The sequence below is a fragment of the Caproiciproducens galactitolivorans genome, from assembly GCF_029266045.1.
GTDB lineage: Bacteria > Bacillota > Clostridia > Oscillospirales > Acutalibacteraceae > Caproiciproducens > Caproiciproducens galactitolivorans.
Map to the genome: position 1 here is coordinate 86,161 of NZ_JAJUFJ010000005.1, position 14,687 is coordinate 100,847.

The 14,687-nt window shown below is 53.0% G+C and carries 14 protein-coding genes; 4 read left to right on the top strand and 10 right to left on the bottom strand.

What is annotated here, in order from left to right:
- Positions 1 to 5 precede the first annotated feature (5 nt).
- From rimI to polA, 4 genes are read right to left on the bottom strand one after another with little or no spacing between them, the layout of a single operon-like run.
- Positions 6 to 452 carry a ribosomal protein S18-alanine N-acetyltransferase gene (gene rimI / locus P9B68_RS05565; RefSeq protein ID WP_167875183.1) on the bottom strand — a complete coding sequence of 149 codons (447 nt, stop codon included), beginning with the start codon at positions 450 to 452 and terminating at the stop codon, positions 6 to 8.
- The gene (locus P9B68_RS05570; protein ID WP_277668625.1) at positions 439 to 1,596 is read right to left on the bottom strand and encodes a hypothetical protein; all 1,158 of its coding nucleotides are present in this window, start codon (positions 1,594 to 1,596) and stop codon (positions 439 to 441) included. Before P9B68_RS05570 ends, rimI begins: the two co-directional genes overlap by 14 nt.
- Positions 1,597 to 1,598: 2 nt before the next feature.
- Positions 1,599 to 2,423 (bottom strand): putative RNA methyltransferase, encoded by an 825-nt coding sequence (locus P9B68_RS05575; RefSeq protein ID WP_135659564.1) that lies wholly within the window; start codon positions 2,421 to 2,423, stop codon positions 1,599 to 1,601.
- Positions 2,420 to 4,975: a DNA polymerase I gene (polA, locus tag P9B68_RS05580; protein ID WP_277668626.1), complete on the bottom strand. Its 2,556-nt coding sequence runs from the start codon at positions 4,973 to 4,975 to the stop codon at positions 2,420 to 2,422. Before polA ends, P9B68_RS05575 begins: the two co-directional genes overlap by 4 nt.
- A 207-nt stretch (positions 4,976 to 5,182) precedes the next feature.
- On the opposite strand from polA, the gene dusB reads away from it, so the two are divergent.
- A complete protein-coding gene (gene dusB / locus P9B68_RS05585; protein WP_277668627.1) occupies positions 5,183 to 6,166 on the top strand; it encodes a tRNA dihydrouridine synthase DusB in 984 nt (327 codons plus the stop codon).
- A 200-nt stretch (positions 6,167 to 6,366) separates the two neighbouring features.
- Here dusB and P9B68_RS05590 read toward each other — a convergent pair whose 3' ends face one another.
- Positions 6,367 to 7,209 carry a DegV family protein gene (locus P9B68_RS05590; RefSeq protein WP_135659558.1) on the bottom strand — a complete coding sequence of 281 codons (843 nt, stop codon included), beginning with the start codon at positions 7,207 to 7,209 and terminating at the stop codon, positions 6,367 to 6,369.
- Positions 7,210 to 7,400: 191 nt separating this feature from the next.
- Here P9B68_RS05590 and P9B68_RS05595 point away from each other — a divergent pair, with 191 nt between their 5' ends.
- Positions 7,401 to 8,405, top strand: a complete 1,005-nt coding sequence (locus P9B68_RS05595) for a hypothetical protein (protein ID WP_277668628.1) — start codon at positions 7,401 to 7,403, stop codon at positions 8,403 to 8,405.
- 132 nt (positions 8,406 to 8,537) lie between these two features.
- Here P9B68_RS05595 and P9B68_RS05600 read toward each other — a convergent pair whose 3' ends face one another.
- The gene (locus tag P9B68_RS05600) at positions 8,538 to 9,488 is read right to left on the bottom strand and encodes a ComEC/Rec2 family competence protein (protein ID WP_407932267.1); all 951 of its coding nucleotides are present in this window, start codon (positions 9,486 to 9,488) and stop codon (positions 8,538 to 8,540) included.
- A gap of 44 nt (positions 9,489 to 9,532) precedes the next feature.
- The gene (locus P9B68_RS05605; RefSeq protein WP_135659552.1) at positions 9,533 to 9,787 is read right to left on the bottom strand and encodes a hypothetical protein; all 255 of its coding nucleotides are present in this window, start codon (positions 9,785 to 9,787) and stop codon (positions 9,533 to 9,535) included.
- 233 nt (positions 9,788 to 10,020) lie between these two features.
- On the opposite strand from P9B68_RS05605, the gene P9B68_RS05610 reads away from it, so the two are divergent.
- Positions 10,021 to 10,662, top strand: coding sequence for a hypothetical protein (locus P9B68_RS05610; RefSeq protein WP_135659550.1), 642 nt, complete (start codon positions 10,021 to 10,023; stop codon positions 10,660 to 10,662).
- Between the two features lie 15 nt (positions 10,663 to 10,677).
- Here P9B68_RS05610 and P9B68_RS05615 read toward each other — a convergent pair whose 3' ends face one another.
- Positions 10,678 to 11,349, bottom strand: a complete 672-nt coding sequence (locus P9B68_RS05615) for an ABC transporter ATP-binding protein (protein ID WP_243112989.1) — start codon at positions 11,347 to 11,349, stop codon at positions 10,678 to 10,680.
- A 72-nt stretch (positions 11,350 to 11,421) separates the two neighbouring features.
- Here P9B68_RS05615 and P9B68_RS05620 point away from each other — a divergent pair, with 72 nt between their 5' ends.
- A complete protein-coding gene (locus tag P9B68_RS05620; RefSeq protein ID WP_135659548.1) occupies positions 11,422 to 12,948 on the top strand; it encodes a phosphohexomutase domain-containing protein in 1,527 nt (508 codons plus the stop codon).
- 138 nt (positions 12,949 to 13,086) lie between these two features.
- Here P9B68_RS05620 and spoVAD read toward each other — a convergent pair whose 3' ends face one another.
- Together spoVAD and P9B68_RS05630 are read right to left on the bottom strand one after the other, a co-directional pair.
- On the bottom strand, positions 13,087 to 14,106 hold the full coding sequence (gene spoVAD / locus P9B68_RS05625) for a stage V sporulation protein AD (protein ID WP_135659546.1): 1,020 nt from the start codon (positions 14,104 to 14,106) through the stop codon (positions 13,087 to 13,089).
- A gap of 12 nt (positions 14,107 to 14,118) precedes the next feature.
- Positions 14,119 to 14,562: a SpoVA/SpoVAEb family sporulation membrane protein gene (locus P9B68_RS05630; RefSeq protein ID WP_135659544.1), complete on the bottom strand. Its 444-nt coding sequence runs from the start codon at positions 14,560 to 14,562 to the stop codon at positions 14,119 to 14,121.
- Positions 14,563 to 14,687 lie beyond the last annotated feature (125 nt).

Consider the following 14,687-nt stretch of genomic DNA (forward strand, 5'->3'; position numbering starts at 1 on the left):
TTTATCTATTTAAAATACTTTGTCATCAGAACGGCATCCTCCGTTGGATGGGAATAAAACCTTTTCCGGATTCCCGCCGGGGCAAAACCGAGCTTTTCGTAAAGTGCGATTGCGGGGGCGTTCCCCTGTCGCACTTCCAAGGTGATAAACTCCGCATTGTTCCTTACCGCATAGTCCATTAAGGAACGAACCAGCGCCTGCGCCGCGCCCTGCCGCCGGTAATCCGGATGGACGCAGACCTTGTCGATATAGCATTCCCCACAGACGTACTGCATTCCGGCGCAGCCGACGGGGTTCCCCTGAAAAAGGGCGACGGCATAGCATGCGGTACCGCTCGAAAGCTCCGCCTGAAGCCCGGCGCGCGTCCACGGATCGGAAAAGCAAAGCGCCTCGATCTGGGCAAGCGAGTCGATGTGTTCCTCTTTCATTGGTACAATTTCAAACTTGCACATAAAACCTCCCCGGCTCTTCCGCTTTAATTTGCAGGTACAGGTGCCTTGCCACCGCAACCACCACGAACAGCATGACAAGGGACAGGAACTGCACGCTGAGAAAATCCGTTTGGAAAAGGTTGTGGCACACCACATAGGTGGAACTCAACACCGTTAACACGGGGACATAAAATTTTTCCGGGAAGTAAAAGCCGTACGCAACCGACAGGATATCCGCCGGATAATAATACCGCTCATGCATATGCGGCAGGACGAACGGCACGAACAAAGCGTAAAAAAGAGCCAGCGTAAGCAGGATTTCATCCGTAAACGCAAACTGCCCTTTATAAAGGCAGAACAGGGACAGCAGCACCAGCCCGCCGGCAAAAAACACCCCCGCGGTGCCAATGTACTCCGGCGTATGCTCCGGAAACCATGTGTACAGGTTCGGCAGATACATGGAGACCATCTTGTACTTTCCGGACAGGGAGATATACACCGTAAGCAGTTCCCAAAGATTGCGCCCGCAGAGCGCTGCCGGAAGGATGGAAAGCCCGTAAACCAGCGGGATAATAGCGAACGTCCGCAACCGGATCTGCCGTTTCAGGAACAGCAGGAAAAGGAACGGAGCCAGGAACACCGCCTGCAATTTAAACACAAACGATACTGCGAACGCTGTTACGGCGCACGCTTCCTTCCCCGTCATCAGAAAATAAACGGTAGCAGCAAGCGCCGCGGTGAATATGGCGTCACACTGCCCCCATGCCGCGGAATTCAGCACCACGCTCGGCAGGAACAGGATGACGGCGTAAGCGGCTGTGCCATACGCATCTTTCCCAAAGTGAAGGTTGACGATCTTCCTCACGAAATACGCCAGAAGAAAGTCCGCAATACAGGAAACCAGTTTAATCCCCGCCAGATCGGAAAGCGGCAGATACGTCATGCCGGCAAGAAGGTACAGATACGTCGGCATATAGTCCCCGATGCTCATGCCAACAGCTGCAAAGCCGCCGTTGCTCTGCAGCGCGGCGTACCAATCCCGTAAAAACTGATAATAGTCGCACGACTCGAACGGGAACAGCGGCAGGCGCGTCAGCATGGCAATCCCTGTAATCAGAATGAGGAAAACGGTATTTTCGATTTGCTTCCGTTTCCGTTCCCGCACAGCTATCCCACCTTTTTATAAATTAAAAAGTCGAATTCAATATGGGTTTCCAGAACAGCGGCCCTTCGCAGGCGTTCGCCGCCTTCCACGCCGGTTTTGTAATAGTACGGCGTCATCATAAATAAGTTCATCATGGTTTCGTTGTTTTCTAAGCGAATATCCCCTTCCACAGGCACGCGCTCCACAAAGGAAAAACCAGCGTATTCGGTTTCCCGGTATTCGTTTTCGTACGGCGCATCGTACAGGATTTCCTTTAACCCGAACAGATGTCTGCGCCCCGGCACCGCCAGAATGAGCGTTCCTCCGGGCTTTAACACGCGGAAAAGCTCGTCTTCCACAATCGGTGCAAAAATATCTGTTACGCAGTCAACGGCCCCGTCGGCAACCGGAATCCCGAAAATGCTTCCGACGGCAAACGAGATTTCCTTATATTTTTTCGCGGCGGCTTTCACCGCACATTTTGAGATATCAAAGCCGAATATCCGCGGCGTACCGCCATGGCTCTGCAGGCTTTCGAAAAGCCTACCGGTGTAGTACCCCTCGCCGCAACCCGCGTCCAAAAGCACCGGGGACAACCCCGCGTACCGATGAACCAGTTCGTTCAGCTTATCGCTGAAAATCCGGTAATACCCCGCTTCCAGAAAGCGGCGGCGGGCCGCGACCATCTGCTTGTTGTCGCCGGGGGACTTGGAGTGCATCCGGTTTGGCGGCAGAAGATGGACATAGCCCTCTGCGGCAATATCGTAGCTGTGCCCTTTGGGGCAGGCATAGGTTTTCTCTTTCTTATCAAGCCGTTCGCCGCAGACCGGGCAGGAAAATACCGTCATGCCTTCGCCTCGTACCAAGTCCTGCCGATTTTCGCTTCCGCCACCAGCGGCACGGAAAGGCTCGCGGCGCTCTGCATTTCCTCCGTCAGGATTTTCGCGGCCTTTTCCGCTTCGTCCTGCGGCGCTTCTACAATCAGCTCGTCGTGAACCTGTAAAATCAGGCGGGACTTCATATTTTCTTTTTGCAAACGGTTTTCCACGCGGATCATGGCGATTTTAATAATGTCGGCGGCGGCGCCCTGAATCGGCATATTGCGCGCCACACGCTCGCCGAACGAACGCATATTGAAATTGCTGGAGGTCAGCTCGGGCAGGTAGCGGCGGCGGCCGAACATGGTTTCCGCGTAGCCGTTTTCCTTCGCTTCGGCAACGACGCGCTTCATATATTCATTAATTCCCGAATAATGGGAAAGGTAATCCCTAATATAGGTGTCGGCTTCCTTGCGCGTAACGCCGATATCCTTGGCCAGCGAAAACGCGCTGATGCCGTAGACAATACCGAAATTGACCGCCTTTGCGCGGCTGCGCATGATCGGCGTAACCATATCCTCCGGCATATGGAACACCTGCGCCGCCGTGCTCCGGTGAATATCGTCGTTATTCAGGAATGCCTGTATCATATTTCGGTCATTTGCCACATGCGCCAGAACGCGCAGCTCAATCTGGGAGTAATCCGCATCCACCAGCACCCAGCCCTTGCGCGCAACGAAGAACCGCCGCATTTCGCGTCCAAGTTCCGTCCGCACGGGGATATTCTGCAAATTCGGCTCGGTCGAGCTGATACGGCCCGTCCGTGTTTCCGTCTGGTTAAAGCTGGAATGGATTCGCCCGTCCGGCGCGACGACCTTCAAAAGCCCTTCGCAGTAGGTGGATTTCAGCTTGGCCATGCTGCGGTAGTTCAGCACAAGCTCCACCGCAGGATGCTCGTAGCGCAGGTTTTCCAAAATCCCGGCCGCTGTGGAATACCCGCTTTTGGTCTTTTTCCCGTGGCTCAGCCCCAGCTTTACAAACAGCGCTTCGCCGAGCTGCTTGGGGGAATTGATATTAAATTCATAACCAACTGCCTCATAAATCTGCGACTGGATTTCGTCGATCTGCTTTTGCAGCACGTCTCCATAAGCCTGTATGCCTTCAGCGTCCACCGCGAAACCGATGTTTTCCATGCGCGCAAGCACCGCGGCGAGCGGCATTTCGATTTTATCCAGAAGCTCCGTCTGGTTCTTTTTCGCTATTTCTTCCACCAGCTTGTCCGTTAAAGCGGGCAGTACTGCGGCGGCGGCAAGCTCCCCCTGCTCCGGCAGCGGGATGCCGTATTCCTGTGCGAGACGCGCCGGTTCGTAGCCGGAAGCGGACGGGTTTAAAAGGTACGCCGCCAGCATGGTGTCCATCTCGGCATTGCGCAGCGGCACGCCCAACGCGTCCAGCTTCGCGTAAAGCGGCTTGATATCGTGGGTGTTCTTTTTGATTTTTTCGTCCGCGCAGAGGGCTTTAATAAATTTCAAATCATCAATCCTGTGGATTTGATTCCGGAAATTGACGGCAAGGCGGAGGACTCCGTCCGGATAATCGGCGATAAAGTCAGCCCGGCCCGCTTTTTGCAGGGCCTTTAAAAGCTCCGCGGTGTCCGTATGTTCAGCAACACGAACCAATTCTCCGGCTGTTACCTCCGCGGGCACCGCAGGGGCGCGCAAACCCATTTTGTCAATCAGCGAAAAGAATTCCAGCTTCGCCATCAGGCGGACGGCAGCGTCGTTATCGCACGGGGCGCAAACATAATGCGCGATTTCCGTATCGATGGGCGCGCTGGTGCAGATGGTTCCAAGCCGGCGGCTCAGGTAAGCCGTCTCCTTGTGCTGAATCAGCTTCTGCCGCATGCTTTCCCGGATATCCAGCGTATCAATGTTTTCATAAATCGTATCCAGATCGTGGTATTTCTGAATCAGCTCCCCCGCACCCTTCGGGCCGATACCCGGCACGCCGGGGATATTGTCGGAGGTATCGCCTTGAATCGCCTTAATGTCGATCAGCTGCTTCGGCGTAACTCCGTAATCCTCCATGATTTTGGCTTCGTCATACACGGTAACCTGCGGCTGGCCGAATTTCGTGGCCGCAAGGCGGACGGTGACATGGGGTCCCACAAGCTGTAGGCTGTCGCGATCCCCGGTCGCAAGAATGCATTCGTCCCCGGTTTCCTCGCATTTTTTTGCGAGCGTGCCGAGAATATCGTCGGCTTCAAAACCCTCGCATTCCAGCAAGCGGTATCCCAGAAGCCGCAAAAGCTCTTTCAGGTTCGGAAGCTGCTGGGCAAGCTCCTCGGGCATCCCCTTGCGCTGCGCCTTATAGCCCGTGTATTCCTTGTGGCGGAAGGTAGGAGCGCGCAGGTCAAACGCAATGGCAACCGCGTCGGGGTTGGTATCGTTTTTCAGTTTTTGCAGCATCGTCAGAAAACCGTAAATACCGTTGGTAAAAAGGCCCTCCTTCGTGGTTAAAAGGCGGATGCCGTAAAAGGCACGGTTTAAAATGCTGTTTCCGTCAAGTACAAGCAGCTTCATATTGTTCTCCCTTTCAGGCGATGTATTCCTTCTTCTGGGATTTTTCCCATATGTATTGCACTATTATATCACTTTTCAAAGAAAAAAATAAGTGTTATAATGAACGCGGTTTTGCCGAACGGATGGATATCCGGTTGCATTTTAAAGGCAGCAGACCATTTTGAAGAAAAGGGCCAAATGAATAATGAAAACAGGAATGGTAATCCAATGAAAATCGGAAATTTACAAATAGACGGGTACGCGGTTCTCGCGCCGATGGCCGGTGTGGCGAACCGGGCGTTCCGCGAAACCTGCGTACGGTTCGGCGCAGCCTATGTCGTAAGCGAAATGGTCAGTTCCAAGGGGCTTCAGTTTCATGACAATAAGACTAGTGCGCTGATGATACTGAGCGACGCGGAACGCCCCGCGGGCATCCAGCTTTTCGGGAGCGAACCTGCGGTTATGGCTGAAGCCGCAAAAATAGCAATGGAATACGCCCCCGACGTCATCGATATCAACATGGGCTGCCCCGCTCCCAAGGTCAGCTGCAACGGCGCCGGCAGCGCGTTAATGAAAAACCCGCCGCTGTGCGGGGAAATCGTGGCGGCGGTGAAAAATGCCGTGCCGGTTCCGGTTACGGTGAAAATTCGAAAGGGCTGGGACAGGAAAAGCGTGAATGCCTTAGAGGTTGCAAAAATCTGCGAGGCTGCGGGAGCCGACGCAATTACAATCCACGGGCGCACGCGCGAGCAGATGTACGCCCCGGAAGCGGACTGGGAGATTATCCGCCAGGTGAAGCAGGCGGTTAAAATCCCGGTTATCGGCAACGGCGACGTCGTTTCCGCACAAACCGCCGCGCAGTTGCTGGAACAAACCGGCTGCGACGCGGTGATGGTCGGGCGGGCAGCGCTCGGGAACCCATGGATTTTCGCACAGATCAACGCCTACTTATCGGATCCCCCCCGGCTTTTTCCCCCACCCGGATTGAACGAGCGCATGCGGGTTATGCTGGAGCATATCCGGCTGATGTGCGCGTATAAAGGGGAACGCCGCGCCATGAACGAAGCGCGGAAACAGGTGGGCTGGTACCTAAAGGGGATGAAGAATGCCGCCTCCTACCGCCGCCGCGCGGGCACACTAGAAACCTGGTCACAGCTTGAGGAGCTTGTGCGCGACATCCTTACGGACAACGCCGCTCCTTCAGAAGGCTAGCGCAGGGCGCTCGCCCATGAAAATCACAAGGCCCTTGGGGACACCTGTGGGCGCAGGAAATTTTCCACTCGAAGGGAACGGCTTCGCCATCTCCTGCCGGTACTTTTGAATACCGAAGGCAGGGGCAAGAGAAAACGGCCTATATACAAATAAAAGCTGTCCGGCAATTCCTGCTGAACGGCTTTTTCGAAAATCATTTTCTACTTTTCTTTATAAAACAAGACCAAAGTGTTTGGTCCGGTATGTACGGTCATGCTGCACCCGGCGCGGGAGGTAAGGACTTCCCTGAACTTTCCGCTGTCGCGCACCATTTGCACAAGGCTGTCGAAAAGCACTTGATCCATACCCGTTGTGGAAACGAAGGCGCGTTCGCCGTCTGCGTTCGGCATATCCAGTATATAGCGGATATATTCCTTACAGACCTGCGGAAAATTCCCCCGGAACTTCCGGCGAACCGTAAGCACACCGTGGGTGTCGAGAAGCAGGCAGGGGCGCAGCTTCAGAAGGTTTGCCCCGAACATCTGCAGCATGGTCGCCCTGCCGCCCCGGTAAGCGTAATCCAGCGTATCCAGAAGCACATTTGTGCATATTTTTGTTTTATCAATTTCGATCTGGTCGTAGATTTCCTTCGCAGATTTCCCCGCGTCGCGCATGTCTGCGGCTTTCAGCACCAAAATGCCCTGCGCGGAGCTTAGAGTGAAGGTATCCACCACATAAACGTTCTGAAATTCCTTTGCAGCGATTTTCGCGTTCTGGTACGACGAGGAAAACTTCGAATTCATCGCAATATGCACCACGTCGTTTCCCGCGTCCGTTTCCCGTTTGAAAAGCTCAAAAAAATCGAGCGGGGCGGGGGCGGAAGTCTTTGGGAGGGAATGTGTTTTTTCATAATTGGCGAAAAGCTCATCCGGTCCGATTTCAAATACGTCGCGATAGGTTTTCCCATCTACCGTAATATAAAGAGGGACGATTTCAATAGAATATTGTTTATATAAATCCGGAAACAAGTCACAGGCACTATCCGCGCTGATCGTAACGCCCATAATTGCACTCCCCAGAAATAAAATTTCTCATTCTAATCAATTTCATTATAGCATTGCGAACTTCAATTTTAAAGCCACAGATTTCCGAATATGAAAATTTAACAGATAATTCACAGTTGAACTGATCATATGTAATATGATATGATAAGCTTAAATCTGTAATCTGCATTTTAAGGGGATATATATAAATTATGAAAATCAAATCAAAAAGATTTCTTGCTGTTTTCCTGACCCTACTCTTTGCAGTCAGTATGTTTTCCATCACCGCCTTTGCGCAGGAAGACCCCGGCGCGGTCACTCCGCCGCCGCAGACGGCCGTTGATCCCCCGTCGAAAGGAAACACCAGCAACGGGGAAACGGGAAACAGTGAAGAAAATCCAAACCCCGACGTAACCTCGAAGCCGGAAGAAACTTCAAAGCCGGAGGAAACCCCGAAACCGGAAGAAACCTCCAAGCCGGCTGAAAACGAGTCGTCCAAACCGTACAGCAATAATAATTCCAGTAAAAAAACCGTCATCGATGAAAAGCCCCAATTCAGCCACAAAGTGGACACCCATAATCAAAAAATCGAGGAAGCCGCTTCCCGCGCGGCGCAGACGATCAGCAACCCGGGCGTACTTTCGTCCCAGGACTGGAGTGAGCTTCTTTCCGGCTCCAGTTCTCCTTCCGACAGCAGCAGCTTAGCGGCAGCCGCGGGCACCACGAGCAGCAGCACCGGGTCGTCCGGAGTCGGCGGCGTTTCCTGGCTAATGATTCTGGGAATTGTTCTGATCGTGCTTTCCCTGTGCGGTATGGGCCTATTTGTGTATCTGCAGTTCTTCTCCGGCCCAAGCGGCATACGGAAAGCCAGTATTCCCGGCCGCTTACACCAAAGCAGCGACGATGAACCGACGGAATTTATAGACATCAGCTCTTATAGCGACGGCCAGCCTCACGGTGACAGCGCCGCAGCCAATACGCAGGTATTTCCGGATATCAGCAGTTCCTCCGCAAAGGCGCCCGCTGCTTCTGGGATAAAGACCGTTCAAACACCGGCTGTCAGCGATCAGGATGAAACAATTCCGATTCCGCAGGAAGTATTGCAACAGAGGAGACAGACGGCGGAAACCAAAAAAGGACCCCTTCCGAAAGCGCAGGCAAAGCCGGTAAGCGAAAGCAATTTCGATTGGGAAAAGTTCTTTAACGAAGAAAAATAAACACGATAGAAGAAGCGGCTCCCCTGCCAAGGGAGCCGCTTCTTTGAAAGTATATTTCATTCTTTGCCGCGATTTCCGCAATGCGCGGCAGATTAGGAACATACAGCCCGGGCGGCGGTACCGGCATCCCGTTTAAGATTGCGCCACGGATGCCAGCCCGGTTTCAAACTGAACGGTTTTTCCGTCGCAGCGGGCGAGGATTGTTTTCTGCCGATCGGTGCGATAGATCATAACGCCGGCCTTTTGCAGCCTTGCGACGGTTTTTTTATCCGGATGCCCGTAGTCGTTGTTTACTCCGCAGGAAATCACCGCGGACTGCGGGGCCGCCGCTTTCAGAAAGGCTGCGGAAGTCGAAGTGGAGCTTCCGTGATGCCCGCATTTGAGGACGTCGCAGTTCAGTTTTGTTTCCTTTTTCAAAATCTCCTTTTCGCTGTCCGTCTGCGCATCCCCCATGAACAGGAAACGTTTTTCCCCACAGGTCAGCAGGGCAACAATGGAATAATTGTTCAGGTCGGTGTATTTCTTGGAATTCGGCGCCAGAAATTCAAGCTTTTCCCCGTCGGCGTCCAAAACCGTCATACCCGCCTTCCCTTCTGTAACTTTCATGCCTTTGCTGTCAATCGCCGTCAGCAGCTTTTCATAGGTAGCCGTAGTGGGCACCTGTTTATCCGGAATCCGCGGCATATAAATTTCCCCGATCGGAAAGCGGCCGACCACCTTCGCCATGCCGCCGATATGGTCGGCATGCGGATGCGTCGCGATCAGGATATCGATTTTTGAAACGCCGAGCTTTTCCAGCATGTCGCATAGCGCGTCCGCGGTATCTGGCGTACCTGCGTCGATAAGCACCATTTTTCCCGACGCCAGCCGGATCAGCTCGCTGTCCCCCTGCCCAACGTCGAGGTAGTAAACCAGCGTATCCGTATTTTCGCCCTGTGCGGCGGACGATTCGGGCTGCGCGCTTTGCAGCCCTGCCTGCATTGCCTTCCGCGCATCGCACCCGTTCAGCGCGAAAGCCATCAAAAATGCGGACAGCACCGCCAAAAAAGAAGTGAATTTCCGATTTCCCCGTAACAAAAACATTCCTCCTGATACCACAAAAAAGCCGCCCGTCCGGGCGGCTTTTCTTATTTATCGTCTTTCCCGTAAAGGTTGAAACGGAACAGCCTTGAATCATCCTCCGGCTTTTCGCAGACGATGTAAGCTTCCGCAATCTTTCCTCCCTCAATCAGCTGCGTAAGTCCGACAAGCTGGCAAAGCTTGCTTTTCAGGTTAAGGTGGTTTCCATCACGCGTTACAAGAAAGACATTCCCCTCACATTCGTCAAGCACCTTTAAAAACGCGGGAACATCCACATCATGAAGCTGTAGCGCTGGCATCATTACGAATCTACCTCCCCTAATTATTCAATTTTACTTATTCCAACCTCATTATAACATTCAAAATCTGTTTGTCAATCATTTTTCTGCTCGGGTATGAAAGGAAAACTTCCGGAACGCCTGAAGAAAGCATCGGAAAACGGCGCTTTCGAACCCGCTTTCCCGCCGGCTTGCTTAAATATGGTTGGATATGGTATAATAATTCTAATACTATAAAAAAGATAGGGGATATTAAAATGAGTTTCGAAACGGGCGCCTCGATTGTATTGGGCGACGCCTCAAATCTGTCCTCAATTTACAAGGATATGGAACAGCAGTTCCCCCCTTGTGAATTGTTAAAGTATGATAAAATTTTGGAGCTAATGGAAAAGGGCAGGTATAAGCTTCTGAAGTACCGGCGTCTTTCTGACTATAAAACAGTCGGTTATGCTCTGATTTACAAAGTGGAGGACAGCAATTTGCTGTGGGGCGACTATCTGGCTATCCGTAAGGAATTCCAATGCCTGAACTATGGCACCGGATTCATTCAGGCAATTCTCGACAAGTACTGTGGCCCCTATGAAGGCCTTCTCTTTTCGGTGGAGCATGTATCAAATTCCGACCCGGCTCTGGCGAAAAACCAGAAGCGGCGTATCAAGTTTTATAAAAACCTGGGCGCACACCGGCTTCATGCGCATTATCTGCAGCCTACGGACGACGGTTGCCTACCGATGTACCTGTATTTCATGCCTCGCAAGGATGTTACCGGGATCAGCCGTGAAGCGCAGATTCATGCCATAAGCAAAATGTATGAATACTGTTTTTCACATTTGAAGCATTGCAGCGAACTTCTCCCGCGTTTTGAGAGCACGATTCGGGATGAAAAATTTGAGGATTAATACATACGGTGAATTTCATTGTACCATGCGCCCGTCCTGTATTTGAACGACACGTTCAGCAGAGGCGGCTATTTTATTATCGTGGGTTATCAGAATAACCGTCGTTCCCTGCTTATGAAGGGAAAAAAACATCTGCATCACAGCCTCGCCGGACTTTGAATCCAAATTTCCGGTCGGCTCATCCGCAAGGATAAGGGGTGGCTCTGCCGCGATTGCGCGCGCAATGGCCACCCTTTGCTGTTGTCCGCCGCTCATCTGGTCGGGCATGTGATGGATCCGCTCGGAAAGGCCTACCCTCTTCAGCGCGTTCAAAGCCAGCCTGCGCCGCTGCGCCGCGGGAACCCTGCGGTAAAAAAGCGGCAGCTCCACATTCTCAAGCGCGTCCATTGCGCTAATTAGGTTAAATCCCTGAAATACGAAGCCCAATTCCCGGCTGCGGATGTCTGCCAGCTTCTTTTCACTCAGCCCGGCTACGTTTTCCCCCTTCAAAAAATAATCTCCGCTTGTGGGAGTGTCCAGGCAGCCCAGTATGTTCATCAAGGTCGATTTTCCCGAGCCGGAACGGCCGACAATCGCCACAAACTCCCCCGGCCGGACGGAAAGGGAAACATTGTCTAGTGCGCGGACTTCGCTGTCCCCCCTGCGGTAAATTTTTGAAACATTCTCAATTGCAATCAACGGGTCGATATCGATCACCTCGTTTACAAATCCCAACTGTTCGCTTATAATAAAAAGAAAAAACAAAAGGGGATAAATTCCATGCTTACGGCATTTTGGAAACAATTTAAAAGCGGTACGGACATCCGGGGCGTTGCCTGCGACGGGGTTCCGGGCGAAGAAATCAACCTGACCGACGAAGTCATTGAAAAAATCGCATCGGCCTTTGTGCTCTGGCTTTCCGATACCCTAAAAAAAGATCCGTCCCATTTAACCATCGCCGTCGGGCATGATTCACGCATTTCGGCGGACCGGATACAGGCCGCTGTCACACGCTCGCTGACGGCGGCGGGCGTGTCGGTTCTGGACTGCGGGCTTGCCTCCACACCGTCCATGTTCATGACGACGGTGGACCTTGCCTGCGACGGTTCGGTTCAGATTACGGCAAGCCATCACCCGTTCAACCGAAACGGCCTAAAATTCTTCACCCGCAACGGCGGGCTTGACGCGCCCGACATCGAGCGCATCCTGCTTTCCGCTCAGAACGGGGAACAGCCCGCTCCCGGCAAGGGCGAAGTAAAAGCGGTGAATTATATGGAGCAGTACAGCGCGCACCTGCGCGAACTTATCAAGCAGGGCGTCCGCTCCGCGGATTACGATCATCCGCTGAAGGGGTTCAAAATTGTGGTTGACGCGGGCAACGGCGCCGGCGGGTTTTATGCGCGCGACGTGCTCGCCCCGCTCGGCGCGGATACGGCCGGAAGCCAGTTTCTGGAGCCGGACGGCCGCTTCCCGAACCATATTCCAAACCCGGAAAACGAAACGGCGATGAAATCCGTCTGCGCGGCAACCGTCGCGGCGAAAGCCAACCTCGGCGTGATTTTCGACACCGACGTTGACCGCGGCGGCGCGGTGGACTCGAAAGGCGACGAAATCAACCGGAACCGCCTTGTCGCCATCGCTTCCGCAATCGCGCTGGAAGGAAACCCCGGCGGAACCGTTGTAACGGACTCCATCACTTCCAGCGGCCTACACGATTATATTGAAAAAGCTCTGGGCGGAAAGCACCGCCGCTTCAAACGGGGATATAAAAACGTCATTAACGAAGCGGTAAGGCTGAACCGTGAAGGCGTAAACTGCCCGCTGGCAATTGAAACCTCCGGCCACGCCGCCCTGCGCGAAAATTATTTTCTTGATGACGGCGCATACCTTGTTACAAAGATCATCATTAAAGCGGCACAGCTCCGCGCACAGGGAAAATCGCTGGAGGACCTTCTGAAGCCTTTGGCGGAGCCGGCGGAAGCGAAGGAACTGCGCTTCCCGATTCGGGAAGAAAATTTCCGGGAATGCGGCGAACGGATTATTCGCGCGCTGGAAAACTACGCACAAAAGCAGTCCGGCTGGCATATCGCTCCGGACAATTTTGAGGGCATCCGCATTTCATTCGATAAAGCGAATGGCGACGGCTGGCTTCTCCTCCGGTTAAGCGTTCACGACCCGCTGATGCCGCTGAACATCGAAAGCGATTCCAAAGGCGGGGTAAAAAAGATTGCGGAAAATCTGTACGCGTTCTTAAAGACCTGCGAAGGGCTAGATATTTCACCCATTGAAAAGTTCCTCGCCGAATAAGATCCGATGGCTCCCTTTTTGGGAGCCATTTTTTATAGTGTTTTAAGCTTTTTCTGTCCTGTAAGAATTCGCTGCGCCCGCCGGCGGGACGGGGCAGGACGGAAAAGCGAAGTTTCTTTTTCCTAAGATAATCTTCTGTCAGGCCTTCAAATACACCAGATGCGCAACGCCGGGGATGGATTCCCCCTGCTGGGACGAAGTGGGCGACATCAGCGCACCGGTGCCCAAAAAAAGCACCTTGTGCAGCTTTCCCTCAAGCATCTGCCGCATGATATAGGAGCAAAGCACCGCTGCGGAGCAGCCGCAGCCGGAGCCGCCCGCGTGGACATCCTGCTTTTTCCGGTCGTAAATCATCAGCCCGCAGTCGTTGTGAACCGCGCTGATGTCAATGCTGTCTTTCATCAGGATTTGCTGGAGCAGGTTGCTGCCCACTTGGCCGAGATCCCCAGTTAGAATCACATCGTAATCCGCCGGGGAATCTCCGGTATCATGGAAATAATCCGTCAGCGTCTGTGCAGCCGAAGGCGCCATTGCCGCGCCCATATTTGCCGCGTCCTTAATGCCCAAATCCGTAATCCGGCCAAACGAAAGGGCTTCCACCGTAATTTGCCCTTCTTGCTTCTTTTCCGGCGAACCGATAACCATTGCGCCCGCTGCGGTTGCCGTCCACTGGGCGGTCGGCGTACGCTGACCGCCGTATTCCAAAGGAAAACGGAACTGCCGTTCCGCCGAGCAGAAATGGGAAGACGTAACCGCAACGGTGTTTTCTGCCGCGCCGGATTCGGTAAAGACCGAGGCAATCGCGAGCGTCTGCGCCATGGTAGAGCAAGCGCCATACTGCCCTAAAAACGGAATGTTCAATCCCCGCAGCCCGAAAGTGGAGGAAATGCACTGGTTGAGCAGGTCTCCCGCGAAAATACAGTCGATATCCGTATTTTTCAAACCGGCCTTGTTCAACGCCAAGAGAACCGCCTCGTTTTGCAGGCGGCTTTCCGCTTTTTCCCAAGTGGATTCCCCCAGCTTGGTATCGTTATGGCACTGGTCGAAATATTCCCCAAGCGGGCCTTCGCCTTCCTTCTTCCCAACCACAGCGGCGTAACCGAGGATGACCGGCTTTTTATTTAATTCAAGCGTATATTTCCCGATTCGGGTAGGCATCGCCATTCCTCCTTAATACAAATGGAAAAACCAGACGATCAGGCCGTACAGGATGGCGGCGGAGGTACTGTAAACCAGAACCGGCCCCGCTATAACAAACATTTTTCCGCCGATGCCAACCACATAGCCCTCGCTCTTAAATTCCATGGCGGGCGCCACAATAGAATTCGCAAATCCTGTGATCGGAACCAGCGTGCCCGCCCCGGCGAATTTCGCGATATTGTCGTAAACCTTTAAAGCGGTCAGCAGCGCACTCAAGCCGATTAAGGTGATGGAAACCCACGCGCGCGCCTCCTTGATATCCATGCCCGACCGCATGTAGAAGTTTACCAGCGCCTGCCCCAATACGCAGATGGCGCCGCCGACCAGAAAAGCAAAAAACAGGTTCTTTCCGTATGTTGTCCCCGGCGAAGCCTTGTCCGCCATTTTTTTATATTCGCTCCTTGATATTGTCATTTCCGAACCTCCTTTTCAAAAATATTCTGCCAATCCGGCCGGCAAATATACAATTTGATTAAAATCAAGCCCTATACAGTCACAAATTTTATTTTGCGAAATATTTTTGAAGGATTTTTATAAAA